Origin of the sequence: Shewanella denitrificans OS217, assembly GCF_000013765.1 — a bacterium.
GTDB lineage: Bacteria > Pseudomonadota > Gammaproteobacteria > Enterobacterales > Shewanellaceae > Shewanella > Shewanella denitrificans.
Window position 1 is genome coordinate 72,197 of sequence record NC_007954.1, and the last position, 24,962, is coordinate 97,158.

General features: G+C 46.3%; 23 protein-coding genes. 14 read left to right on the plus strand and 9 right to left on the minus strand.

The features are described from left to right. The first annotated feature begins 6 nt into the window (after window positions 1–6). Window positions 7–561: a hypothetical protein gene (locus SDEN_RS00335; protein ID WP_011494530.1), complete on the plus strand. Its 555-nt coding sequence runs from the start codon at window positions 7–9 to the stop codon at window positions 559–561. A 74-nt stretch (window positions 562–635) separates the two neighbouring features. Here SDEN_RS00335 and SDEN_RS00340 read toward each other — a convergent pair whose 3' ends face one another. Genes SDEN_RS00340 through SDEN_RS00355 form a run of 4 tightly spaced genes read right to left on the minus strand, consistent with a single transcriptional unit; the run spans window position 636 to window position 4,378 of the window. Next, a complete protein-coding gene (locus tag SDEN_RS00340; protein WP_011494531.1) occupies window positions 636–902 on the minus strand; it encodes a hypothetical protein in 267 nt (88 codons plus the stop codon). Window positions 903–939: 37 nt separating this feature from the next. After that, window positions 940–2,076, minus strand: a complete 1,137-nt coding sequence (locus SDEN_RS00345) for an ABC transporter permease (RefSeq protein ID WP_011494532.1) — start codon at window positions 2,074–2,076, stop codon at window positions 940–942. Then, on the minus strand, window positions 2,076–2,810 hold the full coding sequence (locus SDEN_RS00350; protein ID WP_011494533.1) for an ABC transporter ATP-binding protein: 735 nt from the start codon (window positions 2,808–2,810) through the stop codon (window positions 2,076–2,078). The genes SDEN_RS00345 and SDEN_RS00350 overlap by 1 nt, the downstream gene beginning before the upstream one ends. Before the next feature lie 2 nt (window positions 2,811–2,812). Continuing rightward, window positions 2,813–4,378 carry an alpha/beta hydrolase gene (locus tag SDEN_RS00355; RefSeq protein ID WP_011494534.1) on the minus strand — a complete coding sequence of 522 codons (1,566 nt, stop codon included), beginning with the start codon at window positions 4,376–4,378 and terminating at the stop codon, window positions 2,813–2,815. An 87-nt stretch (window positions 4,379–4,465) separates the two neighbouring features. Between SDEN_RS00355 and SDEN_RS00360 the strand changes: the two genes are divergently transcribed. The 5 genes from SDEN_RS00360 to SDEN_RS00380 all read left to right on the plus strand — a co-directional run bounded on the left by SDEN_RS00360 (window position 4,466) and on the right by SDEN_RS00380 (window position 9,444). Then, window positions 4,466–4,855 carry a GntR family transcriptional regulator gene (locus SDEN_RS00360; protein ID WP_011494535.1) on the plus strand — a complete coding sequence of 130 codons (390 nt, stop codon included), beginning with the start codon at window positions 4,466–4,468 and terminating at the stop codon, window positions 4,853–4,855. A gap of 6 nt (window positions 4,856–4,861) precedes the next feature. Beyond that, window positions 4,862–5,704, plus strand: a complete 843-nt coding sequence (locus tag SDEN_RS00365) for an ABC transporter ATP-binding protein (protein WP_011494536.1) — start codon at window positions 4,862–4,864, stop codon at window positions 5,702–5,704. Then, window positions 5,701–7,017 (plus strand): hypothetical protein, encoded by a 1,317-nt coding sequence (locus tag SDEN_RS00370; RefSeq protein ID WP_011494537.1) that lies wholly within the window; start codon window positions 5,701–5,703, stop codon window positions 7,015–7,017. The genes SDEN_RS00365 and SDEN_RS00370 overlap by 4 nt, the downstream gene beginning before the upstream one ends. A 111-nt stretch (window positions 7,018–7,128) precedes the next feature. Beyond that, window positions 7,129–8,922, plus strand: a complete 1,794-nt coding sequence (locus tag SDEN_RS00375) for an AMP-dependent synthetase/ligase (RefSeq protein ID WP_011494538.1) — start codon at window positions 7,129–7,131, stop codon at window positions 8,920–8,922. A 114-nt stretch (window positions 8,923–9,036) separates the two neighbouring features. Continuing rightward, a complete protein-coding gene (locus SDEN_RS00380; protein ID WP_011494539.1) occupies window positions 9,037–9,444 on the plus strand; it encodes an acyl-CoA thioesterase in 408 nt (135 codons plus the stop codon). A 102-nt stretch (window positions 9,445–9,546) separates the two neighbouring features. On the opposite strand, the gene SDEN_RS00385 is transcribed toward SDEN_RS00380, so the two are convergent. Then, the gene (locus tag SDEN_RS00385; RefSeq protein WP_011494540.1) at window positions 9,547–9,972 is read right to left on the minus strand and encodes an acyl-CoA thioesterase; all 426 of its coding nucleotides are present in this window, start codon (window positions 9,970–9,972) and stop codon (window positions 9,547–9,549) included. Between the two features lie 218 nt (window positions 9,973–10,190). Here SDEN_RS00385 and SDEN_RS00390 point away from each other — a divergent pair, with 218 nt between their 5' ends. After that, window positions 10,191–11,255 (plus strand): hypothetical protein, encoded by a 1,065-nt coding sequence (locus SDEN_RS00390; protein ID WP_011494541.1) that lies wholly within the window; start codon window positions 10,191–10,193, stop codon window positions 11,253–11,255. 6 nt (window positions 11,256–11,261) lie between these two features. Here SDEN_RS00390 and SDEN_RS00395 read toward each other — a convergent pair whose 3' ends face one another. Further along, window positions 11,262–14,087, minus strand: a complete 2,826-nt coding sequence (locus SDEN_RS00395) for a bifunctional diguanylate cyclase/phosphodiesterase (RefSeq protein WP_011494542.1) — start codon at window positions 14,085–14,087, stop codon at window positions 11,262–11,264. Window positions 14,088–14,355: 268 nt separating this feature from the next. After that, window positions 14,356–15,033 (minus strand): acireductone synthase, encoded by a 678-nt coding sequence (mtnC, locus tag SDEN_RS00400; RefSeq protein WP_011494543.1) that lies wholly within the window; start codon window positions 15,031–15,033, stop codon window positions 14,356–14,358. Between the two features lie 221 nt (window positions 15,034–15,254). Between mtnC and SDEN_RS00405 the strand changes: the two genes are divergently transcribed. The 3 genes from SDEN_RS00405 to SDEN_RS00415 all read left to right on the plus strand — a co-directional run bounded on the left by SDEN_RS00405 (window position 15,255) and on the right by SDEN_RS00415 (window position 16,969). Next, window positions 15,255–15,698, plus strand: a complete 444-nt coding sequence (locus tag SDEN_RS00405; RefSeq protein WP_011494544.1) for a dCMP deaminase family protein — start codon at window positions 15,255–15,257, stop codon at window positions 15,696–15,698. A 132-nt stretch (window positions 15,699–15,830) separates the two neighbouring features. Then, entirely contained in the window at window positions 15,831–16,241 is a 411-nt protein-coding gene (locus SDEN_RS00410) for a hypothetical protein (protein WP_157599801.1), read from the plus strand. Window positions 16,242–16,483: 242 nt separating this feature from the next. Then, complete coding sequence (locus SDEN_RS00415) at window positions 16,484–16,969, plus strand: DUF2846 domain-containing protein (RefSeq protein WP_011494546.1); 486 nt, start codon at window positions 16,484–16,486, stop codon at window positions 16,967–16,969. A 102-nt stretch (window positions 16,970–17,071) separates the two neighbouring features. On the opposite strand, the gene hutI is transcribed toward SDEN_RS00415, so the two are convergent. Further along, on the minus strand, window positions 17,072–18,316 hold the full coding sequence (hutI, locus tag SDEN_RS00420) for an imidazolonepropionase (RefSeq protein ID WP_011494547.1): 1,245 nt from the start codon (window positions 18,314–18,316) through the stop codon (window positions 17,072–17,074). 156 nt (window positions 18,317–18,472) lie between these two features. Between hutI and hutC the strand changes: the two genes are divergently transcribed. The 3 genes from hutC to hutH all read left to right on the plus strand — a co-directional run bounded on the left by hutC (window position 18,473) and on the right by hutH (window position 22,538). Further along, entirely contained in the window at window positions 18,473–19,180 is a 708-nt protein-coding gene (gene hutC / locus SDEN_RS00425) for a histidine utilization repressor (protein WP_011494548.1), read from the plus strand. A gap of 128 nt (window positions 19,181–19,308) precedes the next feature. Then, window positions 19,309–21,003: a urocanate hydratase gene (gene hutU / locus SDEN_RS00430; RefSeq protein WP_011494549.1), complete on the plus strand. Its 1,695-nt coding sequence runs from the start codon at window positions 19,309–19,311 to the stop codon at window positions 21,001–21,003. A 2-nt stretch (window positions 21,004–21,005) separates the two neighbouring features. Beyond that, window positions 21,006–22,538, plus strand: coding sequence for a histidine ammonia-lyase (hutH, locus tag SDEN_RS00435; protein ID WP_011494550.1), 1,533 nt, complete (start codon window positions 21,006–21,008; stop codon window positions 22,536–22,538). A gap of 71 nt (window positions 22,539–22,609) precedes the next feature. On the opposite strand, the gene SDEN_RS00440 is transcribed toward hutH, so the two are convergent. After that, window positions 22,610–23,134 carry a DUF3157 family protein gene (locus SDEN_RS00440; RefSeq protein ID WP_011494551.1) on the minus strand — a complete coding sequence of 175 codons (525 nt, stop codon included), beginning with the start codon at window positions 23,132–23,134 and terminating at the stop codon, window positions 22,610–22,612. A 258-nt stretch (window positions 23,135–23,392) separates the two neighbouring features. Here SDEN_RS00440 and SDEN_RS00445 point away from each other — a divergent pair, with 258 nt between their 5' ends. After that, entirely contained in the window at window positions 23,393–24,673 is a 1,281-nt protein-coding gene (locus SDEN_RS00445; RefSeq protein ID WP_011494552.1) for a mechanosensitive ion channel family protein, read from the plus strand. Window positions 24,674–24,962 lie beyond the last annotated feature (289 nt).

Here is a 24,962-nt window from a genome sequence, read left to right on the forward strand (position 1 = left end):
AATTAAATGAACACTGAATTAATTAGCTTGATGGATGAGATTTCTTCATTACCACCGGCGCAAGTATTAGAAAAGCTTAAAAATGCCTCTTCAACAGTTAAATTAGATCCAGACTGGCTTTTTTTAGTCGCATGTTATCAAGTCGATAACCAAGAGTTGTCGGAGGCTAAGAAGAGCTTTTTTAGCCTCTTAGATAGTAATCCAGATAATGAAGTAGCACGTTTACAGCTTGCTTGTGTTCATTTGTCTTTAGGAGAGTTTAAGCATATTTTATATTTATTGTGCCCATATTTAGTATGGCAAATAGCGCCTACTTGCATATCTTCAATTGCCCATGCGCTTATAAATTTTGTTCAGAATGATAAGAAAAAAATGAATAGTTATCTTAATGAGGCGAAAGCATTCGAAGAAGCTTCAGAGCTTAAATCTATTATTGATGTGTTAAGTCGTTTTTTTGTCGATGCGGCAGCCAGTATGGGAACCGTGGCTGATAACGAAGAGGAGTTAAAGCATGATACAAGGAGTCATTTATTAAGTAACCTCTATAGTAAGAAATACTAAAGCCACCATAATATCTATTGATGGTGACTTTAGAGGAAGGGATTAAGCATTTATATCAGCGTTGTTATCTTCGACTATAAGTGCTTAAACTGCTGTTTTAGCTCGTAGCTGTCTTCTGTGACTAGCCTTTCCAACACTTCGATACGTGCCTTTAGTGCCTGATTTTGTGCCATTAGCTCGGTTTTTAACTGGCTATCGACACTAGTCGTATTCAAATGGCTTTGGCCATCACAGGCTGGTTGCCGCCTCTTGGCACGCAGGTATTGCTTATACATTTCCGATGCCATCACGCTAACACCTATCACCACGACTAAAGTCAGTTTAAAGAGATCATTTTCCATTTGTAGCTCCTTGTTTAACTCTGTTGATTAACGCTGATTAAAGACCAAAGACGACTTTTTCACTCTTCAGGGACTTTTCTAATCCCCAAATTAATCCCAACGAAATGGCTAAGGTAGTGAAGGATGACACGGCCAATTGCAGTAATGACATATCACGGCCCTTAATAAAGTCCATTAAGGCTTGCTGTTGGCCTGAGACTGGCAGCCACTCCAATACATCCGGCGCTATGTTGTAACTGGCAGCCATAGAAAGTGCCAAGGGCACAAATAACACTATGGTTAAATAGGATTGGGCTTCTTTGAAGCTTTTTGCCATAAAAGACACAAACAACTGCAGGCTTGCCGCCATGATGGCCAGCGGAATACCAATGACAAACATGAGTGCCATAAAGCTATTGCTGATGTTGACGCTAAAACCTAGCTCTTGCCAAGGCACGAAGGGGTAAGCGATTTTTGATACCAGCAAGATAAGCGCAAGGCCAAGCAGTGCGAAGCAAGTGACGGCAATCACTTTTCCCATCACCAACTGTCTGGTGGTAATAGGGTGGCTGAGCAACAACGCCAGCGAGTTACGCTCGCGTTCCCCAGCGCTGGTGTCGATAGCCAAATTCATCCCAGATATAAATACCGAATAAATCATGGTGAAAATCGCGATGCCTAAGATAACGCCGCCTTTTGAATCAGCAGTGGCCTGATCTTCTACTTTGATTTTTAAGGGCCGCATCACTTGTGGGCTTATGCCGCGGGCAATAAGGCGCAGGCTACCCATCTCACCGCTATAGGCTTGCAGCTTGGTCTCGACCCGGCGAATGGAGTTTTGCAGTTTCTCATTGGATTTATCGGCAATCAGGGTCACCACAGCGGGCTGCGCCTTAGCCATTTTCTCGGCGTAATCATCACTGATAATCAGGCTTATGGCTTTGACATCATCGCCATCACTGTGACTAATGCCGGCTTGCTCTAAATAGCGCACGAGATCGGGGGCGTTTTGGGGCTGCTCTATCTTAATCGCCAAGGTATCTGGGCTTGAGAGCTGAGTGATCAGCACCATAAACAAGCCGCACATTATGATAGGCGTGCCGATTGCGTAGTAGAGGCCTGCCATCACAGAGCGTTTATCTCGGCCGGCATCGATAAGTTCTTTACGAACCATAGAAAGTATTAAGTTTTTCATTATGCAGCTATTCCTTCATCCGTACCGATAAGCGCAATAAAGGCATCTTCGAGGGAGTCCTTACCGGTTTGCTGACAGAGCTCGTCCGGACTGCCCACAGCGACCACTTTTCCTTGGGCCATGACGATAACCTTGTCGCACAGTGCGGCGACTTCTTGCATCACATGGCTTGAAAACAGCACGCAATGGCCCTGGTTTTTCAGCTCAACTAAAATGTCTCGCAATAGCCGGGTACTCATCACATCTAGGCCGCGGGTGGGTTCGTCTAAGATGATATTTTTAGGTTGGTGCACTATGGCCTGGGCCAGTGCTGTCTTCATTTTTTGTCCTTGGGAGAAGCCTTTACAGCGTCTATCGGCAATATCCTCAAGCTTAAGCTGGGCTATCACCTTGCTGGTGGCTGCTTTGGCTTGTGGGCGGCTCATACCACTCAGTTCGGCAAAATAACTGATGTATTCTCTTGGGCTTAGGCGCTCATAAAGACCAAAAGGATCGGGAAATAAGCCCAGTTGTTGCTTGGCGGCAATGGGGTTTTTGGCGACATCTATGCCTTCTATTTCACAAAAGCCTTCATCGGGTTTAAGTAAACCGAATAGGGTACGAAGACAGGTGGTTTTACCTGCACCATTGGGGCCGAGTAGGCCGGTGATTTGCCCATTTTCGGCGCTAAAGCTCAGTTGCTCTAAGGCTTGTACTGTACCGATTTTTTTAGATAAATTATTGACGCTAATCATGATTATTCCTCGTCCTTGCTGGTGTCTGTGGCGCTGGAAACTTGAGTCACAGGTTCAACTGTGTTTGCGTTGAGATAAAAACTGCGGCGCACATCTTTATTCAAGCATTCACCATTAATTTCCTTGACTGAGCCTGTGCTGACCAGCTTGGCGATTAAGTCATTAGCGCAAGATTGATAGGCAACCCCATGAGTGGCATAGGGGGCAACAAAGTGCTGACTATTGGACAGTTTCTCTTGGGCCAAGGTGCCCCAACTAGGTGGAGTCGCAGGATCTAACTCGCCGGATAACAACAAGGTAGGAATATCGCTGTCTATGGCTTGGCTAAAATCCTCTGGCTCTGTTGGCATTTGCCATACTGAGCAGCCTGCCTCTAAACCTTCTAGCATGGTGCGACTGGAATAAGAGTCTTTAGCGCTTTGACGCATTGTTTCTGTGACTCTGTGGAGGTCTTCACCGCAGACGACAGATGAGTGCATGCCCAGTGCTATGCCTGTACTGTCGGCAGTTAAGCCATAAAGGCCGAGTAGCGGTTGATAATTACCTATGGCACCTTGGTGTATTGTGTGAGGTAGCAGGGCGCGCAGACTGGGGGTATACATGGCCATGCGCAGGCTGTTTAAGTATTTGCTCCGTGTCAGCCTAAAGCTGATGACTTCATTGGTCAGTGGATCGCGGCTCTGCTCAATAATGGCGCCTTGGGCTAATTTGGCATCAAGACGTGCAAAATCATCCGTTAAGTTGGGAAACGCCTGTTGGCAACTCAGGGTAGCGTCGCACTCTGTGAGTAATAAACTCTGCGCCCTTTCAATGGCATCACCTATGGCGAGCACGCTTTGCTGCATGGGCACAACACCATCTAAGGTTACCGTAAGCAGCGGCTCGGGGAAATGGCGCATATACAGCTGGGCCATGCGACTGCCATAGGAAATTCCGTAGAGGTGTAATTTATCGTAGCCCAAATGCCGACGCACGGCTTCAAAGTCATTGAGCGCATTAACACTGCCGTATTGGGTGACATCTGTACCGTCAGCCGTGATCTTGTCTAGGCAATCTTTTGTTTCTGCGCTGAAATCTACTTGCTCATCATCGAAGGCAAAAATATCACCGATATTTTCACAGTTAAGTGGGTTAGATTGACCTGTACCGCGCTGATCGATAAGTAAAATGTCTCTATTTTGCCTGACCTTAGTGAGCATGCGATTAAAGCCTGCTGCATGCTCAATTGCCGATTGCCCCGGTCCGCCAGCAATGGCCAGCAAGGCTTGTTTTTCGTGGCCATTCTTGATTGCAGGCAGGATGGCGTAGTGTATGGCAATTTTTCGGCCTTCAGGCTTGTTAGGGTTTTCAGGCACTTGGATAGCGCCGCAGCGCAAGTTTTCATCTAAGTCGTCAAGATAACAGCTGTGAGTTTCACCCAGCTTTATGTCTGGTGCATTTGCCTTGGGCGCGGCCAGTGCCGCCACAGTGAGCACCGCTAACACAGTCAATGCCGTGACTATTGCAGGCACACTGCTGTGGAGCATATTAACTAGCCCCTGAGCCGGCGCTAGGTTCCTTATTGCCATGGTATTTTCCTTTTTGCATTTTAGGTTCATTGTGTTAATGTTAACCGTATCGGTGTATCAATGAATTAATACAGTGTATAGAGGCTAATGTTAGAACTGATTAATGTCAACCCCAATAGTGGCGAACCTATTTATCGCCAATTACACGAGCAAATCGTGCGCTTGATTGTGGGCGGACAACTGCAGGCCGAAGCGGTGCTGCCGTCAGTGAGGCAAATTGCCGAAGCATTGGCGGTGAATCCCATGACAGTTTCACGGGCCATCCAAGGTTTAGTGGAACAGGGTTGGCTGGAGCGACGCCGAGGCCAGGCGACTCGGGTCGCCATTCGAACTCAAGACGACAGCAATGCAACCCATGATTTACTGGCCCCGCAATGTCAGAATTTAATTGATCAGGCGACTCAACTTGGGCTCAGTTTAGAAGATGTACAGGCCTTATTGGCAGCACATTGGCATCAGCCAGACGACAGGACCTAGATAATAATGACGCAAGAACAACCCATTTTATCCATTAAAGGATTACTTAAGTCTTTCGATGGTAAGTCAGTGCTCAATAATCTAACCATGGACTTGTATCCAGGCATGGTGGTGGGATTGCTGGGCCTTAACGGCGCTGGAAAAACCACCTTGATGCATTGTGCGCTGGGGATATTAGCCATGGACGCAGGTGAAGCGCATATTTTAGCTGATAATGCCGCTAACTTGAGTCTGCAAACTAAGGCTCAGATAGGTTTTGTGCCGCAGCAGCCGTTCGGTTATGAAGGTTTTACGGTCGGGGCTGCCTTGGCATTGCATCGAAGCTTTTACCCCAGTTGGGATCTTGAGTTAGAGCAAGATTGGCTTAAGCGATTTAATTTAACCTCCAAGTTACAAGTACAGCGCTTGTCTGTGGGGCAGAGACAATCCTTGGCATTGATAATGGCAATGGCCTATCGCCCTAAGTTGCTACTGCTGGATGAACCGGTTGCTAGTCTTGATCCCATCGCCAGACGTAAATTTATGGCCGACTTATTCGATTTAGCCTTAGAGTCTGGTTCTGCAGTGCTGTTTTCTTCTCATATCACCTCAGATCTGGAGCGGGTCGCCAGCCACTTAGCCCTTATAAAAGAGGGTGAATTATTGCTATTTAAAGAGATTGATAGCCTAAGAGAAGAAGTGAAATCCCTTAGTTTGGCAGAAAATACCCCGCTGCCTGCGAGCCTTAGGGTATTGCAGCGCCAAGGCAATGCTGTGCTGGTGGATAACTATCAAGGGCAAGTTATCGAAGGGGTTAAGGCGGTTACGAGCCTTAATCTAGAGCAGCTTTTCGTGGCGCTGCATTCATGAATAGCCTTTCGCACCTTGCCACTTCAGCTCCAAAGCGCAATCTATTGCAAGGCTTGTGGCAGTTTTGGTTTAAAGATTTAGGCAGCGTCAGCTTTTTAGTCACAGGGCTACTTAGTCTGCCAGTTGCGTTAGCGATTGGGCTTAGCCTAGAAGGTGAAAAAGCCCTGCAAGTGGCTGCATTGATGCTCAATATGGGGATAGTTTCCACCAGTTGCGCCATCGCTTGGCAAGGACTGCGGCTACAGGCCAGTGAGTGGGCCGTATTAGTGCCTCACTATCGCGAGCATATCTTCAGTCAAATGGCATTGATTGGCTTTAGTTTTTTGGGCTTGGGTTTAGCTTGTATATACTTGCTGGATGCATGGCAGTTGTTAGCGTCACTCAGCTTAATGCTGGCCGCGAGTGGCACTTTTATTGCCTTGTGTCAGAAGCGACCAAACGCCTTTAATCTCTCAATTCTGCTGTATCTGAGTGGGATAGTGGCAACTGATATTGCGGCTTTTATTCCCAGCACACTATTGATGGTTTTCAATGTGTTAGCAGGCGTTTATTTGTGCTTGAGTGTGAAAGGTATCGCTTGGCATGCCGATGCGAAATCTGTGTATTTGAATAGCACGGAAACCGGCTGGATGTGGTTACCTAGCTTTGCCCAAGGTAAGGTGACCCAAGCAATACAGAAATTTTTCATGCCAATTAATTTCTTCATTGGGCCAATGTTTTTAATGCCACTGGTGCTTATCCCGCTGACTTTTCTTGGCCTTCATTGGTTTGGTGATGCAGATCCACAGCATTCAAGCTTATTTGTATTTATTTATCTCAATAGTATCTTGTGCATATTGCTGCATTGGAGCCGCATCATGCGTTGGCAGGGGATGCAGACTTTATATCTGTTGCCGATTTTCCATGGTTGGCAAGGTTTCGCGCAATTAATGTATCGCAGTCAATTAAAGTTGCTCATGCTTATCTGTGTCACCTTCGCGCTGGTGACTGCCGTGACTCATTCCGCCCAAGCCAGTCTAGCTGCTTGGTTAACCCCGAACTTAGTCAACGTTAGCTTGTGTGCCTTGAGCTTGGGCTTAGGCAGTCTGTGTCGTACGGTTAGGCAGATAGCCTTGGTCTTTATAGGCATCGCCTTCGGGGTGGTGTTAATTTCTGTGTGCCTTAAGGAGTTTGGTTATCTTTTGAGCACCTCAGTCGACACGGTTTTTTATGGCTATTCTTATACCTTAGTTGCCAGTGGGATATTTAGTCTGTTGGGATTGGCTTTGTTGTCTTGGGGCAGTGCCAGCTTTGCCAGAGTAAAAATAACCTGACACTAATGACACAAGAGAGATAGTGTATTTGCACTAAAACAGTGAGGTGTCAGTCATTTTTCAGGTAGAATTCTGTTATCAGGTACAAGTGTAAGCTTAAGGTAGCAACCAATGTCATTAGCGCAATATCATCTCGTTCAACTCCTACAGCAGCAGAGCCAACAGCGTGCAGATAGCATAGCGCTTGAGGGGTTTGAATTGGCTGCGCCTTGGGACAGGGTAAGTTGGAAAGCTTTTGATAGCATCAGCCATCAAGTGGCCAAAGCCATGATAAAGTTTGGTCTTCAAGCACAAGATACCGCCGTTATCCTGTCGCAAAATTGCCCCCAATGGACCTGCGCCGACATCGGCTTGCTAAAGGCGCGCGCCATAGTCGTGCCTGTGTACCCAAGCAGTACCCAAGAGCAGGCAAGCTTCATCATCAATGATGCTGGCGCTAAGGTGCTATTTGTTGATGATGCCGAACAATATCATATGGCGTGTAAATTACAGGCTGTGTGTCCAAGTGTTGAATACCTAGTGGTATTCGATGCCAATGTGCCCTTGCTAGACACCCCAAATCACTTGCATTTTGACAGCCTAATAACCGAAGATTTAAGCGCCCAAGACAGGGCGTTAACTGAGCGTTTACAGGCGGCCAATCTGGATGACTTGTTAACCCTGATTTATACCTCTGGTACCACGGGGGATCCCAAAGGCGTGATGCTAGATTATCGTAATATGGCCTCGACCATACGCCAGCACGATACCTGTTTGAACTTCAATCCCGGTGACACTTCGCTAGCCTTCTTGCCGTTAAGCCATGTGTTTGAGCGCAGTTGGAGCTTCTTTGCCTTATGTCGTGGTGGCCGAAATGTGTATTTGAAAGATACGATGAAAATCAAAGAAGCCATAGTGGCCGTGCGTCCTCATACCTTGTGTGTGGTGCCAAGATTTTTAGAAAAAGTCTATAGCGCAGTGCAAGACAAGGTCTCTAAAGCCCCCAAATCCAGACAGAGATTATTTCACTGGGCCATGGCTGCGGGCCAGCGGCAATTCGAGGTCAATCAAGGTCGCGCAAAAACCAGTGCCATCTTGAGTCTGCAATGGGTCGTGGCTAACAAATTGGTGTTCAGTAAGTTACAAGCCGTTTTAGGTGGGAGGCTTAAATTTATGCCTTGCGGCGGCGCCGCCTTAGACATGACAGTGGGTAACTTCTTTCATGGCATTAACTTGCCTGTGCTGTGTGGTTACGGCATGACAGAGACTAATGCCACAGTGACCATGAACACACTTAATAACCGAGTGCCAGGCTCTAACGGTAAGCCATTGCCTGAGACAGAAGTAAAGCTTGGTGCTTTTGATGAGATCATGGTGCGTGGCGATGCTGTGATGCGCGGTTATTACAAACGTCCCGACGACACGGCTGCCACATTTGAAGATGGCTGGTTAAAAACCGGCGATGCGGGGCGTTTCGATGAGCAGGGTAACTTGTTTATTACTGACCGCATCAAAGAATTGATGAAAACCTCCAATGGCAAATACATAGCGCCTCAGCGAGTCGAAGGTAAAGTGGGTTCTTGCCCCTTTATTGAGCAAGTTGCCATCATAGCCGATGGGCGTAATTTTGTGTCGGCGTTAATCGTGCCGTCATTTGAGGCATTAGAATATTGGGCCAAAGAGCAAGGGTTAGTGTTTGACTCGTTAGCCTCCTTGCTGGAACGTGCTGAAGTCTTGGCCCATTTTGAGCAGCGCTTAATTCATCTGCAGCACGATTTAGCGGCGTTTGAGCAAATAAAGAAATTTAGCCTATTGCCAGAAGCTTTCACCATAGAAGCAGGCTTGATTACGCCGACATTGAAGCTACGCCGTAAGGCGATATATCAAAGATACGCCCCAGAGATAACGGCCATGTATGCTGGTTAAGCTAAGGTCAAGTAACTGAAAAAAGGCTGCCTGGCAGTCTTTTCTTTATCCACACAGATAAATCACTTAGTCTATTCATCAATACAAATAACCAAATAATAGGGTGCACAACAGATGCAAAAGACATTGCTGGAAATGGATATTTCGCCAAGATTTAACGAAACCGATGGCCTAGGTCACATCAATAATACCGTGATCCCTGTGTGGTTTGAGGCAGCTCGTGAGCCTGTGTTTGCTATTTTTAATCCAGAATTGGATTTAAATAAGTGGAACTTGATTGTGGCAGGTTTTAATGTGGCGTTTACCTCGCCAACTCAATACGGCCAAGCCGTCAGGATAAAAACCTGGATAAGCCGCATAGGTAACAGCAGTTTTGAGGTTGCCCAGCAGAGTTGGCAGGGCGATAAGCTCACCGCCGAAGGTAAGACGACCTTAGTGCACTTCGATTACGCCAATGATAAAAGCCAGCCAATCCCAACAGATATTAAGCAACTGCTGGGGCTGTTAAGCGGCCAGGTTTAATAACCTAGGCAGTTTAAGCCTTTAAAAACTTCTGCACCTAGCTACAACTGGCGTGTATCTGTAGGTTTTGCGCTGTGGCTCAAATGAGTGACTGCTTCTGACTTATCCATCATATTTTCTTAATGCACTCAGTAATTGTTCTGATAGTTGGGCTTTTTGGCCCGTTTTAAAGTTGAACATCACCACTTGAGAAGCGCCTAAGGTGGTGACGGCTTGCTGACTTTTACTAAACGCTTGGTAGTGCATCATAAAACGATCTGACTTGATATCACTGATGGTCACCCCTACCAGCAAGGTGTCAGGGAAAGTCACAGGGCGTTTATAACGGGCACTGTTTTCACTAATAACCGGGCCAATACCGGTTGTTTGTAGGTCATCGAGTAAATTGATTTGCCTAAAAAAATCGATGCGAGCGGTTTCAAAGTAACGGAAATACACCACATTGTTCACATGTTGCAGTGCATCCATTTCTCCCCAAGCCACTGGAATTTCGGTCACTATGGGAAACTGCTGTAAAAACTTATCCATATTTAAACGCTCGTTTGGTATAAAAATTTAGCCTAGCAGTCAGCTTCACTTTGTACAAGACGCTTGCTACAAAATCTGAACCGCCTTACTATTTCGTTCATTTCAATGATTGTTCAATACTTTATTTAAGCTTTTCTATCTAGTATGACCTTTGTGTTTAGCTGTGTGGCTCGCTCTGAGGTTTCAATGGCTCAGTATTTTAATCATAAGGAAGTCCAGTGCTGTCATTATCGAGTATATCTCTAATACCTAGGGCAATTAAGGCGAAGTCTGAACCCGTTTTGGGACTCGCCAATAAACTCAAGCAAGGATTTTTAAATTTAAGTACGGCACAAAAACTCTATAGCCTTGCCTTTGTTATTTTATGCTTTGGTGACCAATTAGGCTGGGTGGCCTTGCTCAGCGTGATCGCTATGGGACTAGAATTTTGGCCTTTGTTTGAGCGGGTTTGGCATAGCCTTGCGGGTAAGGCGGTGCTATTACTCTTCTATGCAATTATTGCCAACTTTGCTCTGTCGACCTCTGCTGCTATTGTTAATGAGGTGGTTGGGGTCTCAGCCAGCCACTTAAACTACACTCATAATTTTGCTTTGTTGCTCTACATTCCGGCTTGGTTTGTGGTGATGACAGCCCTAGTGCTGTTGGCGATGCAAATAATTATCCCCTTCTATTTGTTGTTATTACTCATGCTTAAGCCCCTTGGTATTACAGCGTTTCGTTTTACCCAGCATGATCGTTTCAGAAAATCGACGGCATTTGTGAGGCTTATTTTAGCCGCTATAGTCTTGTATCACTTGTTCTTATTGATAGACGTTGAGCATGTTGTCGACATGCCCGATGGCGGCATAGTGGAGATAGCTGGGGTTGAGGTGTTGAACATGAATGCATCGCCGACGCGTCAACTGGGTGATTCCTTAGAGGCAGCGGCGAAGGATCAAGTGTCGGACGTTTTAAATCTTAAGACGGTTGAAACTACTGAGACGCCAATACTCACCGCAGCGGCCAAAAAAGAAGTTGTAAAAGAAGAATTAGAACAGCTCAATTTAGAACGAAACTACGCCATAGTGAGAGGGTTTTATCAGCAGAAAGTGCGAGAAATGATTGCCATTTTTGCTTTTAATTTAGAAGCCGACAGTCGTTCCCGCTGTCAGAAAGCCAAAGACTCCAGCGTGGTTGAACTCAATGATTATGAGATTTTAGAAATAACCAAGGACCAAGAGGCGAAGTTTGGTTATCACTTCGAAGTGAAAAAGTGTGTCTCGGTGGCATTTCCTCTGCGTTAGTTAAGGCTATTTTAGCGAGCGCTTGAAGGTCACAATTTTATTTTGATTATTGTTGGCCGCGTATTTTTTAACACAGTCCTGGGCGATTAAGGGTTTAGCGAACAGGTAACCCTGGGCTAAGTCACAGTGACGCGTGATGAGAAAATCCAGCTGTTCTTGGGTTTCAACCCCTTCGGCGGTGACTTTTTTCCCTAGAGAATGAGCCATGCTGATGACAGCCTTGACTACTGCTTGATCTTCGATGGAGGTCATAATATTGCGAATAAAAGACTGATCGATTTTTAACGACGTCGCAGGCAGGGACTTCAAATAGGCCAACGATGAATAGCCAGTGCCAAAATCATCGATAGCCACGTGAATGCCGTTTCCTACTAACTGCTGCAGTGTACTGATGGATTGTTCAGGGGCTGCCATTAAGGCAGTTTCTGTTATTTCTATTTTAAGCCAGCGGGGTTCGGCACCTGCTTCTTCTATTAGATTGATGATTTCTTCTGCAAGATTGATATTGATAAGATCTAGGGCTGACAAATTTACCGAAACACGTTTAAAGTCAAAACCTAGCTGGTGCCATTCTTTAAGCTGACGGCAAACCTTAGTCAGCATCCAACGGCTTAATTCGAAAATAAGTCCCGTTTCTTCGGCGATAGGAATAAATTCCATCGGCGATATTGGCCCCAATTCAGGGTGAACCCAGCGAATTAAGGCTTCAAAACCCGCAAGTCCAGCATCAGGTAGTTGATTTAAAGACTGGTAGACGGCTGACAGCTCAAAGCTCTCATCGAAGCTTGACTTACTTAACGCCAGCCTTAAACCTTGCTCTAACTTAAGGCGGCGCTGATTGTAGACTGCTTGCTCTTCACTGCAGAAGGCAAAACCAGCGGGGCGCTTCTTGGCCACATAAAGCGCTGCATCGGCTTGTTTCAATAGGGTCTCTGGGTCGTGGCCATTGGTTGGAAAGAGGCTAATTCCGATGCGGCAACCCAAAATAAACGACTGCTCATACACCTCAAATGGTTGAGCTAAGATTTTGATCAGTGTTAATGCCACAGCTTCGGCTTGTTTTTCATCGCTCTCAGGCAGCAAAATACAAAATTTATCCCCCCCGAAGCGGGCTAGGATATCTTGACTATTTAATTGCTCAGTGAGCCTAAGTGCGGCTTGTTGTAATAGTTTATCCCCAGCGCTGTGGCCTAGGTTATCATTGATGATTTTGAAGCGAGTCAGGTCGAGAAACAGTAAGGCGAACGTTTGGTTTAAGGCTTTCGCCGAGGTGATGGCTTGCCCCAATGACAAGGTAAATAGGTAGCGATTGGCGAGATTGGTCAGCTTATCAAAATGGGACAAGCGATAGAGTTTGCGTTGATGCTGTTTTCTTTCAGTAATGTCATGGGCTATGCCTTCACAACCTATACACTCGTTTTGTTCGTTGTACATGGGGCGCTCTAACACTTCAAAGGTATGGTAAGCGCCCTTAATATCCATGATTTCTATCTCAAAAGGTGGGACATGCTCTCCCTTAATGCAGCGCAGTATCAGTTCTGGAATGGCAAGGTTATTCTTATTACTGGTTAGGTACTTGTTATAGCTGCCCCTGAAATTGAGCGCCTTATGCCCAAGTATGTGAGTAATTGAAGGGCTTACATATTGTATCTCGCCTTGAATATCGTGTTGATAGAAGATGTATTCATCTTGTAATGACTCCACTAAGCCTCGGTACCTGTTTTCACTATTTTTAAGTTGTACCGTGCGCTCACTGACGATTATTTCTAGTTTTTCCCGCAAGCTATTAAGGGCCCTGTTGGCATCCTCTGTATCAACTTGTGCTGACACTAGCACTCTGTTGTGACGTTTTTCTCGCACTAGCCAGAGCAGTAATAAGCTGATTAACAGCCCTGCCACTAAGGCAATTTCAATCACAACTTGATGGTTAGTTGGCAGCGTGATGTTAGCATGCCATTTCTCATTAATTTTCAATTTATCATCTGCACTTAAAACGTCTAAACCTTTCTGCATTATGGCCGCCAACATGGGCTGGTCTTGCCTAATGGCAATGGCATCATTGGCGCTGTTTCTTTCATAGAAAGCGGCAAATTCCAAATTACTGAATAAGTATTTCTGTTGTAAGAAATTAGCCCCAGCGAAGAAAGTAATGGCGGCATCGGCTTTTTTGGCTTCTACCGCTTCTAGGGCTTCACGCATAGTATCAACATAAAAAGGCACCACACTTGGGAACTCATTGAGAATTTTACTGACATAGTGATAATTTTTAACTAACGCTATGGTTTTACTGGCAATGTCTCCCCGGTTTTCTATGGCGGAACTGTCTTTATTATTAATAATAACCAGTGACTTATAGACTATTGGGGAGGTAAATAGGTAGTTCACTTCCCGCTCAGGGGTTCGCACCATGGTCAGTATCACATCGATTTTTTTCGCATCTAAATTAGAGATGACCTTTCGCCAACTTGATTGTTTATCTATGACAAACTCAATGTCGAGTTTCTTGCCGATAAGTTCTAAGGTATCGATAGCAATGCCCACGGGCTGATTATTTTCATCGAGGAAACTATAAGGAGGAAAATTACCATCGACGCCGACCCTAATGGGCTGGTTATTGTCCAGCCAGAGACGTTCTTCTTTAGTGAGAGGGAGATAATGGGTTGCCGGCATGTCGGTGAGTGTCACAGCATTTAATTGCACACCGAGTTCCGTGCTAGTAGCTGCCACAGTTTGAGTGGTTTTGGCCGCGATGCCTTGCGTCACCGTCAGGGTGAGCGTAGCCAATAAGGCCAGCAGAATACTCAAGGCGATTGCCAATTTGACATTTTTCAAATAGTAAATCCAATGACTAAGTTTAAAGAAATAAAATAACGTGTTGAAGGTGTCGCTATTAAAACAGGCATCTATTGCCTGTGTTTAGCTGAGTATAGACCAAAATCGGCGGGACACATTAAACTGGTTAGATTCGGTCAACGTAAGTTAATTTCATTTTTAATCAGATGGTTACAAGTTTGGTTTTGAGGCTGTGGAGTGTTAGGGGGGCAATAAAAAAACGACCTATTAGGTCGTTTAAATTATGGGGCATTTTTGGCGCTAGGGATTATATATTCAAGGCGGTAAAACTGCCCACTTGCTTATGCTCTGTGGGTGCAAATGCATCGCCTCGGCTCATCAGGCAAGTCATCATGCCAGCGGCTTGTGCTGCTGTCAGCTCTTCTTGGGTATCAGATACAAACAGGATTTGTTTTGGTGGTAATCCTAAGGTGTTGTGAATATTTAGGTAAGCTTGCTTATCTAGCTTGTTGCCCATGCGCATATCGAAGTGACCACTAAACATAGGGGTTAAATCACCGACCTCACTGTGGCTAAAAAGCAATTTCTGCGCCTCGACTGAGCCTGAAGAAAAACTATAGATGGCAACGCCTTGTTGGCGATAACGGCTTATGGCTTCAATAAAGTCGGGGTAAATTTGCCCTTGAAAGGCAAGGCTTGAGTAACCCTGCTTCCAAATCAGACCCTGCAAAGTTTTAAGGGGCGCAAGCTTACGGTCTTCGGTTATCCAAATTTGAAGGATTTCAGCCACTCGGGCCACCGTAGCACTGGGCTCTAGGGCGATATCACGCACATCGTTAATGCAAGATTCCACCAACACCTGCTGCTGATTTTGCGCTAAAAAACTAGCCATCACCTGATGAGAATAGGGAAACAACACATCTTGAATAAAGTTGAGGTCAGTGGTGGTGCCTGCTGTGTCGACGACAATGGCTTTAATACTCATAACGTCCTATTGCTCCGTGGTTAAATTTATCCCACAAGGATCCTATGCTTTATTCACCTCATTGGCTAGTCGAAAAGTTAATCGATGTAAGCAAAGTCACATTTTTATTGTGAAGCAGGGCAAGACTCGGTACGCTTGATAAGTATTTATTTTTTAAACCAAATTAATTAATATAAATCAATAGCCTTGCTGGCAGTATTTTATATTTAAGGTGTACCTCTATGATTTCCAAGTGGGCAAAACGATTCTTTCAAATGGCAGAGCTGGTGGGGTCTTGGAGTAAAGATCCTTCGACCCAAGTGGGAGCTGTGATCACTAAACATAATCGTATCGTTTCTGTGGGCTTTAATGGCTACCCTCACGGTATTTCTGACAGTGCAGAAACCGATGATCGTGATATGAAGCTACTTAAAACCTTGCACGCAGAAGAAAATGCGATTCTTTTTGCTAAGCGAGATCTCGACGGCTGTGATATTTGGGTCACTCACTTTCCTTGCCCCAATTGCGCCGCCAAGATCATTCAAACAGGGATCACTGGGGTGTTTTGCCCAGAACAAAATGCCGATTTTCTCTCCCGTTGGGGCGACAAAATCAGTATAAGCCAAGAAATGTTCTTACAAGCTGGGGTTAAGGTGACTTGGTTGCCACTGGATGAATTGGCTTAAACTCACTTAAATTTCGTTAAATTTAGTTCAAGGATTGAATATGCCGATTTTGATAAGTTAATTGAAGTGCTCAAGCTTAAGGCTCCTAAGGATTTAATCTGGCGCAGTCAGTTATTCGAAGGCTCTTATTACATGTCTCAGCCAGCATTAGCGACCATTTATGCCATTGAAATGTTCTTCGATGATATCCATAAATCGGTTGAGCCAGAGTCTGCCTTAGGCAAGCAAGGGCCGCAGGCTATTTATGAGTATTATCAAGGGCTGAGTCAACGCTATGGTTTTGAGGTGTCGGCAGTCAACTCGCTATTAAGTTTAGCCAAGTCAAAAGCAGATCCTAAGCAGGCCTTAGCGGTGCATGAGTTTTGTGTGGCTAAGTATCCAAACAATGCTCATGCCCATCATGGGTTAGCAACGGCTTTGGCCGCAGTTGGACAATCGTCAGCTGCTATCACTGAATTAACACTGGCGATGAGCCTGACCACGCATCCATTTTATTTGAACCGCTGGGGTCAGTTGCTGGGGGAATATAAAGGAACGCTGTAAAAGAAAGTTAAGCGGTTTAATGATAAATTTATGCTGAATTTAACTTTGATCAAAGTATTTCTATGTTAACGATTTAATTGTTGATTAACTCGAATCGCTAAAATATATTACGCCATGGTAATGGATTTACTAAAGTTATGGACAGTTTTGAAATGGTTAGGATGACTGTGTTTATCTTTTCTCTTTTTATTTCAGTCACATGAAGGTTTCAATTAACTTAATTAATAAAAAGAGTCATCGTCATGAAAAATATCTATTTGGCTTTATCGTTAATCGCAGTTTCATTTTTCTCAGGTTGTGCTTCAGTACCTATGGCATCGTCGGAGCAAGACTCTGCGTTAAAGCAATTTCAACAACCAAAAAATGGTAACGCGGGTTTATATATTTATAGGAACTCATTCGTTGGCCAAGCTTTAAAAAAGAATGTTTATGTCAACGGGCAGCTCCTCGGTGAAACGGCAAACAAGGTTTACTTTTATAAAGAGTTAGCACCCGGTAATCACTCAATTTCCACCGAGTCTGAATTTAGTGAAAACGATATCAACTTACCCGTTGAGGCTGGTCAGTTGTATTTCGTTGAGCAGCACATAAAAATGGGCGTATTCGTCGGTGGTGCCAGTTTAGAGCATGTTGATAATGCTAAAGGGATGGACAATATTAAGCAATGTAAGTTGGCTAAAGCAACCGATCAAGTCGTCTACTTAAAAACTCCGGCCAATAAACTCTAGCTTTCCTGAGTTATTCAAGCGTTTTGACTTTCATCGCCCAGCCATAAAGCTGGGCGATTTTATTGATATTTATATAATCAAAAATATGTCAATTTTCTTCGATTACTGATGCACTAATTTACCCGTCTTGACCACGTCTATTAATCGGTCGACGCCATAGCTGTAGGCAAGCTCTGCCGCTGAGCTAATGTTCCACAAACAGAAATCAGCCTGCATGCCCACCGCAAGGTGGCCAACATTATCGCCAATGCCTAACGCCTTAGCAGCATTAACTGTCATGCCTGCAAGGGCTTCTTCTGGGGTAAGCCTAAACAGGGTACATGCCATGTTGAGCATCAAGAGGCTAGAGCATATGGGTGAGGAGCCCGGATTGTAATCGCTGGCGACCACCATAGGCACCTTGTATTGACGTAATAAATCTATCGGTGGCAGCTTAGTTTCCCGCAAGAAGTAAAAAGCCCCGGGTAGCAGTACGGCGCAGGTGCCGCTTTCGCTTAAGGCTTTAACGCCAGCTTCATCTAAGTACTCTATATGATCCACCGACAGGGCGCCCATCTGGGCAGCAAGCTGGCTACCACCAATATTGGATAACTGTTCTGCGTGTAATTTGATATCAAGGCCCGCTTGTTTGGCGGCAGTAAACACGCGCTTGGTTTGCGCTAGATTAAAGGCGATGCCTTCACAGAATACATCGACCGCATCGGCTAAGTTCTCTGCCATTACTGCGGGCAACATTTCATTGACCACCAGATCCACATAGGCATCACTTCGTTCTGTGCTGTTGGCCGCGTCTTTGTATTCAGATGGGATAGCATGGGCGCCAAGGAAGGTCGTTTTAATGTCTACATGATGATGCTTGCCAAGCTCGCGGGCGACCCGCAGTAGCTTTAACTCAGTTTCAATATCTAACCCATAACCTGACTTTATCTCGACCGTAGTCACCCCTTCCTTGGCCAGCGCATTTAGGCGCTGACGTCCAAGCTCAAATAATTCGGCTTCATCGGCTTCACGGCAAGCTTTTACTGTGGATATGATGCCGCCGCCAGCGCGGGCAATTTCTTCATAGCTGGCGCCTTTAAGGCGTAATTCAAATTCATTGGCGCGACTGCCGGCAAAGACCAAGTGGGTATGAGCATCTATGAGTCCAGGCGTGACCCAATTGCCTTTGCCTCTGTAAACCGGTGTTGCCAGCACATCAAACTCTGGCAGCTCACTTCTTGGGCCAAGCCAGGCAATTTTTCCGTCTTTGACTGCCATAGCAGCTTGTGTGATAGCACCATAAGGCTCGCCAATGTTGGCATCCATGGTGGCGATATTGATGTCAATCCAAACTTGATCCCAAGACATAAACTTACCTTTTGTAGTGATATCAACGACTAGGCGTAGATGAAAAGTAAAATTCGAAAGCCACTTGTTTTGGCTTGTATATACAAGGTAGGATTATAGCCTATAATTGAAGCAGCTTTCACCTATTCAAGGTGACTAACCTACACGGGACTTATTATGACAGCGCCGATTTTTGCTCAGATCAAGCAACATATCATAGCCAATATTGAAAATGGCGCCTGGCAAGAAGATGATAAAGTCCCATCAGAGAACCAGCTCGCGAGCCAGTTTTCCTGTAGCCGCATGACAGCAAGACGCGCCGTGACTGAGTTGGTTGAGCAAGGTATTTTGGAGCGCAGCCAAGGACTGGGTACTTTTGTTTCAGGACTTAAGTCCCAGTCGTCACTGCTGACCATACGCAATATCGCCGATGAAATTAAAGAACGGGGCCACGGCTATAGTGTGCAGCAATTGGCTTTGACTGAAATCGCTGCTGCCGCCTCCATTGCTAATGCATTAGATTTAGAGGTGGGTAGCCCAGTGTTTTATTCTGTGCTGGTGCATTGCGAGCAAGGCCTGCCGCTACAACTTGAGCAGCGGTTTGTTAACCCTAAATTGGTGCCAGACTATTTAGCCCAAGACTTCAGCCTGCAAACGCCCCATGAGTATTTATCTAAGGTGGCACCACTCACCGAAGCCAAGCATACGGTGGAGGCGATATCGGCCAATAGCCAATTTCAGCAGCAACTCAACATTGAAGCCAGCGAGCCTTGCCTGCAGGTGCTGAGACGCACTTGGTCACGCCAAGGCGTGGTGAGTTTTTCTCGTTTGATCCACCCAGGTAGCCGTTTCCGTTTAGGCGGCCACTTAAAGTTTTCTAAGTAATTTAAGCAACGCAAATTATTTTGCTGTAGGGCAATCGCGTGAGTTTATGTGTCACGGATTAAATTCAATAAATCAGCATGATAAATATATAACCAACAAGACACACTAACATTTTTGTCGAGGACATTATGGATACTAACAATAACAGGCACGACCCTAGCCGCCGCATTATCGCCCCTCACGGCAGCAAACTTAGCTGTAAAAGCTGGTTAACCGAAGCGCCGATGCGCATGCTGATGAATAACTTGCACCCAGATGTGGCCGAGCGCCCTGAAGATCTCGTGGTATACGGCGGTATTGGCCGTGCGGCCCGTGATTGGCAAAGCTACGACAAGATAATCGAAGTGCTGCAGCGCTTAGAAGATGATGAAACCTTATTGGTTCAGTCGGGTAAGCCTGTCGGTGTGTTTCGCACCCACGCGGATGCGCCGCGGGTCTTGATTGCTAACTCTAACTTAGTACCCCACTGGGCTAATTGGGAGCATTTCAACGAGTTAGATAAGTTAGGTTTGGCCATGTATGGCCAGATGACCGCAGGTTCTTGGATTTACATTGGTACCCAAGGCATAGTGCAAGGCACCTACGAGACTTTTGTGTCTGTGGCGAAACAGCACTTTGACGGTGTCGCAAAGGGTAAGTGGGTACTCACTGGCGGCCTTGGCGGCATGGGCGGCGCGCAACCTTTAGCGGGCACCATGGCAGGTTTTTCTGTATTAGCCTGTGAAGTGGATGAAACTCGTATCGATTTTCGCCTACGTACCCGTTATGTGGACAAAAAAGCCAATACCTTAGATGAAGCATTGGCCATGATAGATGAGGCCAATAAAGCGGGTAAGCCTGTGTCTGTTGGGCTACTGGCCAATGCTGCCGATGTGTTTGCCGAACTAGTCGAGCGTGGTATTACGCCAGATGTAGTGACAGATCAAACCTCAGCACACGACCCATTAAACGGTTACTTGCCACAGGGCTGGAGCTTAGCGCAAGCCGCCGCTATGCGTAAATCCGATGAAGCAGCCGTGGTTAAGGCGGCTAAAGCTTCCATGGCAGTACAAGTGAAGGCCATGTTGGACTTGCAAGCCGCAGGTGCTGCGACCTTCGATTACGGCAACAACATTCGCCAAATGGCCCAAGATGTCGGTCTAGTAAACGCCTTCGATTTCCCAGGTTTCGTGCCAGCTTATATTCGACCCTTATTCTGCGAAGGCATAGGCCCGTTCCGCTGGGTGGCGCTTTCTGGCGATCCAGAAGATATCTACAAGACAGACGCCAAAGTGAAAGAACTTATCCCAGACGATAAGCACCTGCACAACTGGTTAGACATGGCCCGTGAGTGCATTGCCTTCCAAGGTCTGCCAGCCCGTATTTGCTGGGTTGGCCTAAAAGACAGGGCACGCCTTGCGGCGGCGTTCAATGAAATGGTTAAAAATGGCGAGTTATCGGCGCCTGTGGTGATTGGCCGCGACCATCTCGATAGCGGCTCGGTTGCCAGCCCAAACCGTGAAACTGAATCTATGATGGATGGCTCGGATGCGGTTTCTGACTGGCCATTACTCAATGCGCTGTTGAATACTGCCAGCGGCGCTACTTGGGTGTCATTGCACCATGGCGGCGGCGTAGGTATGGGCTTTAGTCAGCATTCTGGTGTGGTTATCGTCTGTGATGGCACTGATGCCGCAGCTAAGCGTGTCGAGCGGGTGCTATGGAATGACCCAGCCACAGGTGTGATGCGTCACGCCGATGCAGGCTATGAGATAGCAAAAAATTGTGCCAGAGAGCAGGGCTTAGACTTGCCTATGCTAGATGTACCTAAGAAGGGGTTGTAATCATGATGTCATTTGAATTAGTACCAGGCACCTTGAGCCTAGCTCAGCTGCGCCAGATCAGCCGTAACAAAGTGAACTTGCACTTAGCCGACTCGGCTATCGCCGAAATCAATCAAAGTGCCGCCATAGTGCAGCAAGTGTTGAGTGAAGGCCGTACTGTTTATGGTATCAACACAGGTTTTGGCCTATTGGCGAACACTAAAATTGCGCCTGAAGACTTACAGTTACTGCAGCGCTCGATTGTGTTGTCCCACGCTGCAGGTTTTGGTCAATACATGCAAGATGCCTCAGTTCGCTTGATGATGGTGCTTAAGATCAACTCCTTAAGCCGAGGCTTCTCTGGTATTCGTTTGGAAGTGATTAACTTTTTGATTCAGTTGGTTAATGCCGGTGTTTATCCTTGTGTGCCTGAGAAAGGCTCAGTAGGCGCATCGGGCGATTTAGCGCCACTGGCTCATATGTGTTTGCCACTATTGGGCGAAGGCGAGATGAGCTACGAAGGGCAGATTATTTCTGCTAAAGAAGGCCTTGAAATCGCAGGCCTTGAGCCGTTAGAGCTTGCTGCCAAAGAAGGCTTAGCCCTGCTAAATGGCACCCAAGCTTCCACTGCACTGGCGCTCGAAGGCTTATTTAATGCCGAAGACTTGTTTGCGGCAAGTTCAGTGATAGGGTCTATGAGTGTGGAAGCGGCCATGGGCAGTCGTAGCCCGTTCGATGCCCGTATTCATGCGGCGCGTGGCCAGAAAGGTCAAATCGATTCGGCTGCCGTGTTCCGTCATTTATTAGGTGAAACATCGGAAATCAGCCTAAGTCATGTTAACTGCACTAAAGTGCAAGATCCGTATTCGCTGCGCTGTCAGCCACAGGTATTGGGCGCATGTTTAACTCAAATTCGCCATGCGGCAGATGTCTTAGGGGTCGAAGCCAATGGCGTGACAGATAACCCGTTAGTATTCCAAGACACGGGCGATATTATTTCAGGCGGTAACTTCCACGCTGAACCTGTGGCCATGGCGGCGGATAACTTAGCCATAGCCATTGCCGAACTTGGCTCCATTGCCGAGCGTCGCATTGCCTTGCTTATCGATTCAAGCTTATCGCACTTACCGCCATTCTTAGTGAATAACGGCGGGGTTAACTCGGGCTTTATGATAGCCCAGGTAACGGCAGCAGCACTGGCTTCTGAAAATAAAACCTATGCCCATCCCGCCTCGGTAGACAGCTTACCGACATCGGCCAATCAGGAAGATCACGTCTCTATGGCGACCTTTGCCGCCCGCAGATTGCGTGATATGAGTGAAAACACCCGCGGCGTATTGGCAATTGAATTGCTTGCTGCGGCGCAGGGGTTAGATTTTAGAGCGCCTCTAGCACCCAGTGAGGCGGTGGCGAGTGCTAAAGCCGAGCTGCGTGAATTGGTCACCTTTTACGATAAGGACAGATTTTTTGCGCCTGACATCGAAAGCGCTGCTGAGCTTTTGTATAGCGCCAGCTTCAACGCTTATTTGCCTGCTGGATTAATGCCAAGCTTCTAAGACGCATTTTCCACTTGCTAGTTAAAACAAAAAAGGACCGCGAGGTCCTTTTTTTATGTCTTAGCCTAAGGTTAGCGAGATTTCAATTCGCTAATGCTCAGCTGGAGCAATTGCTTCTGCCACTGGGATTTATCTATGCCTTCTACCCAAAGGGTACGGCTCTGACGTTGTTCACCTTTACGAAGGTAGGTTTCTGGCTGACGGAAGGTGGCCTTCCAAGCTTCCAAAGTTTCTGTTTTAAGCACTTGGCCTGAGTCTGAGAAAAACTTGGCGGCCACTTCGACGAACACTATATGGTCACTACTGCTGCTGGACAAATTCAAGGTTAATCCAAGACGGTCGCCATCCCAGGTGCTGCTGGCTAGGCTGATTTTGATGCCATCTTTGGCTGTGGTCGTCAGTAGCTCTGGCTGCGCCAGTACTATGGGGGCTAAGGTTTGGCTGGCCTGCTCAACCACAATATACTCCCATGTGAAGTCATCTTTCAGTAAGACTTCTGCGCCATTTTCTAGGGTAAATTTACCTATGTCGGCGGCCTGTGCTGTCATGGCAAGCGCCAGCAGCGAAGCGGCTCCGAGACGTAAAAGAGTTGTCATTGTTATTCCCTTTGGCATTGAATGTTCAATATGAGTGCTTATGTCTGTCAGTACTGATAGCACGATAAAAAGCTTGTTATAACATAGGTTAAGTCATTTTGTCCTGCACTAAGGTTGGCAGGAAGGGCTGGTCGAGTGAGGGAAGGCTGGAGGTGGTTTGAGAGGTTATGCTGAGGGAAGCTAAGTGTTCGTTGTGAAATGGTATTAGTGTAGGATACTGCTAGTTAATGCGATTGGGCGATTTCAGAGGGTTGGGTTGTGGATCAAGATTTACGAATGCAAATAGTGTCATGGTTACAAGAGATTGGCATCAATAGTCAGCCTACAGACGGATTAGCGACGTCTTTGCTGCTTTCATTGTGCTTTTTGGCGGCTATGCTGGCGTACTTTATCGTGAAGCGGGTGGTTATCGAAGGCGTCAACATCATCATACTGAGATCCAAAGCAACCTGGGATGATGTATTTGTTCGCTTTAGGGTGTTGGAAAAACTGGCTATTTTAGTGCCTGCAGTCGTGCTAAACTTGTTTATTCCTGTCGCCATAAAAGAGCAAGCGGTATTGGCGCACCTCTTCGATAGAATACTCAGTATGGTGCTCGCCATTTTAATTATTCGGGCTATCTATGCAGCCCTGGATGCCATCAATGAAATTGCCGATATCAATTTAGTTAATCGGCGCTTACCGATAAAGAGCTTTGTTCAGCTCACTAAATTATTCTTGTTTTTCATTGGCTTGATTATTTGTATCTCTATCCTTGCGGACCAGAGCCCGGTGTATTTCTTAAGTGGCTTAGGTGTAGCAACCGGTTTTGTGATGTTGGTGTTTCGCGACACTATTCTGGGCTTTGTCGCGGGGATTCAGCTCGCAGCAAACCGCATGGTGAGCAAAGGTGATTGGATCCAGATGGACAAATACGGCGCCGATGGTGCCGTCGAGGAAGTGTCATTAAATACCGTTAAAGTGCGCAATTGGGATAACACCATCACAATGATCCCAGCTTATGCTCTAGTGTCTGATGCCTTCAAAAACTGGCGCGGTATGTCTGAATCCGGTGGCAGACGGATCAAGCGTTCGGTCAATATTGATGTCAACAGCATTAAGTTTTTAACCGATGATGAAAGAATTCGCCTCGGTAAAGTGAATCATCTTAAAGAGTATTTGCCTAAGATATTTTCAGAGATTTCCGAAGCCAACGCCAGCGTGAGTGATATCGATATGCCGGTGAATGGCCGCAGGCTTACCAATGTAGGCACCTTCAGGGCCTACTTGCAGCAATATTTGAACCATCATGAGCGAGTTCATAAAGACATGACCTTGATGGTGCGCCAGCTTGCACCCACCACAGAGGGTCTACCCATAGAGCTGTATATCTTCACCAATGATGTGCGCTGGACCCATTATGAAGCGATTCAGGCCGACATATTCGACCATGTGTTCGCCATATTGCCTGAGTTTGGCCTGCGGGCGTTCCAAAACCCCACAGGGAATGACATTCGCAGCCTTAAAAGTGTGAGCCTTGGCCTTGATGGCGGGAAATAAAGTCTGAGCATTTTATAATACCAATCACATTAATTATGTGATCAATCAGAGCACCTCAAGCTTTTCAATTCAAGGCGCATTAATGCAGTAAGGGTTATTCCCTTTCAAATTAATGCAACGATGAAGTGGAATGCTTGAGACGCTCCCGGGGGCGGGTTTCAAAGGGTATTTCTCTGCGTTGAAGACTTTTGACATAGTACCACTATGCCTTCAAGCCTTCGCCTTGATTAATACCCTTTGAACTCCCGCTGAATGACCAGATAATTAATACGATTGGTATAACTCAGTT

Excerpts from the sequence above, each read along its gene's own strand:
- SDEN_RS00360 (WP_011494535.1), top strand. The coding sequence starts at position 4,466 with ATGTTAGAACTGATTAATGTCAACCCCAATAGTGGCGAACCTATTTAT.
- SDEN_RS00415 (WP_011494546.1), top strand. The coding sequence starts at position 16,484 with ATGAAAAATATCTATTTGGCTTTATCGTTAATCGCAGTTTCATTTTTC.
- SDEN_RS00385 (WP_011494540.1), bottom strand. The coding sequence starts at position 9,972 with ATGGATAAGTTTTTACAGCAGTTTCCCATAGTGACCGAAATTCCAGTG.
- SDEN_RS00340 (WP_011494531.1), bottom strand. The coding sequence starts at position 902 with ATGGAAAATGATCTCTTTAAACTGACTTTAGTCGTGGTGATAGGTGTT.
- hutI (WP_011494547.1), bottom strand. The coding sequence starts at position 18,316 with ATGTCTTGGGATCAAGTTTGGATTGACATCAATATCGCCACCATGGAT.
- SDEN_RS00375 (WP_011494538.1), top strand. The coding sequence starts at position 7,129 with ATGTCATTAGCGCAATATCATCTCGTTCAACTCCTACAGCAGCAGAGC.
- SDEN_RS00355 (WP_011494534.1), bottom strand. The coding sequence starts at position 4,378 with ATGGCAATAAGGAACCTAGCGCCGGCTCAGGGGCTAGTTAATATGCTC.
- SDEN_RS00410 (WP_157599801.1), top strand. The coding sequence starts at position 15,831 with ATGTCTCAGCCAGCATTAGCGACCATTTATGCCATTGAAATGTTCTTC.
- SDEN_RS00350 (WP_011494533.1), bottom strand. The coding sequence starts at position 2,810 with ATGATTAGCGTCAATAATTTATCTAAAAAAATCGGTACAGTACAAGCC.
- hutH (WP_011494550.1), top strand. The coding sequence starts at position 21,006 with ATGATGTCATTTGAATTAGTACCAGGCACCTTGAGCCTAGCTCAGCTG.
- SDEN_RS00335 (WP_011494530.1), top strand. The coding sequence starts at position 7 with ATGAACACTGAATTAATTAGCTTGATGGATGAGATTTCTTCATTACCA.
- SDEN_RS00370 (WP_011494537.1), top strand. The coding sequence starts at position 5,701 with ATGAATAGCCTTTCGCACCTTGCCACTTCAGCTCCAAAGCGCAATCTA.
- SDEN_RS00405 (WP_011494544.1), top strand. The coding sequence starts at position 15,255 with ATGATTTCCAAGTGGGCAAAACGATTCTTTCAAATGGCAGAGCTGGTG.
- SDEN_RS00380 (WP_011494539.1), top strand. The coding sequence starts at position 9,037 with ATGCAAAAGACATTGCTGGAAATGGATATTTCGCCAAGATTTAACGAA.
- SDEN_RS00345 (WP_011494532.1), bottom strand. The coding sequence starts at position 2,076 with ATGAAAAACTTAATACTTTCTATGGTTCGTAAAGAACTTATCGATGCC.
- hutC (WP_011494548.1), top strand. The coding sequence starts at position 18,473 with ATGACAGCGCCGATTTTTGCTCAGATCAAGCAACATATCATAGCCAAT.
- SDEN_RS00365 (WP_011494536.1), top strand. The coding sequence starts at position 4,862 with ATGACGCAAGAACAACCCATTTTATCCATTAAAGGATTACTTAAGTCT.
- SDEN_RS00440 (WP_011494551.1), bottom strand. The coding sequence starts at position 23,134 with ATGACAACTCTTTTACGTCTCGGAGCCGCTTCGCTGCTGGCGCTTGCC.
- hutU (WP_011494549.1), top strand. The coding sequence starts at position 19,309 with ATGGATACTAACAATAACAGGCACGACCCTAGCCGCCGCATTATCGCC.
- mtnC (WP_011494543.1), bottom strand. The coding sequence starts at position 15,033 with ATGAGTATTAAAGCCATTGTCGTCGACACAGCAGGCACCACCACTGAC.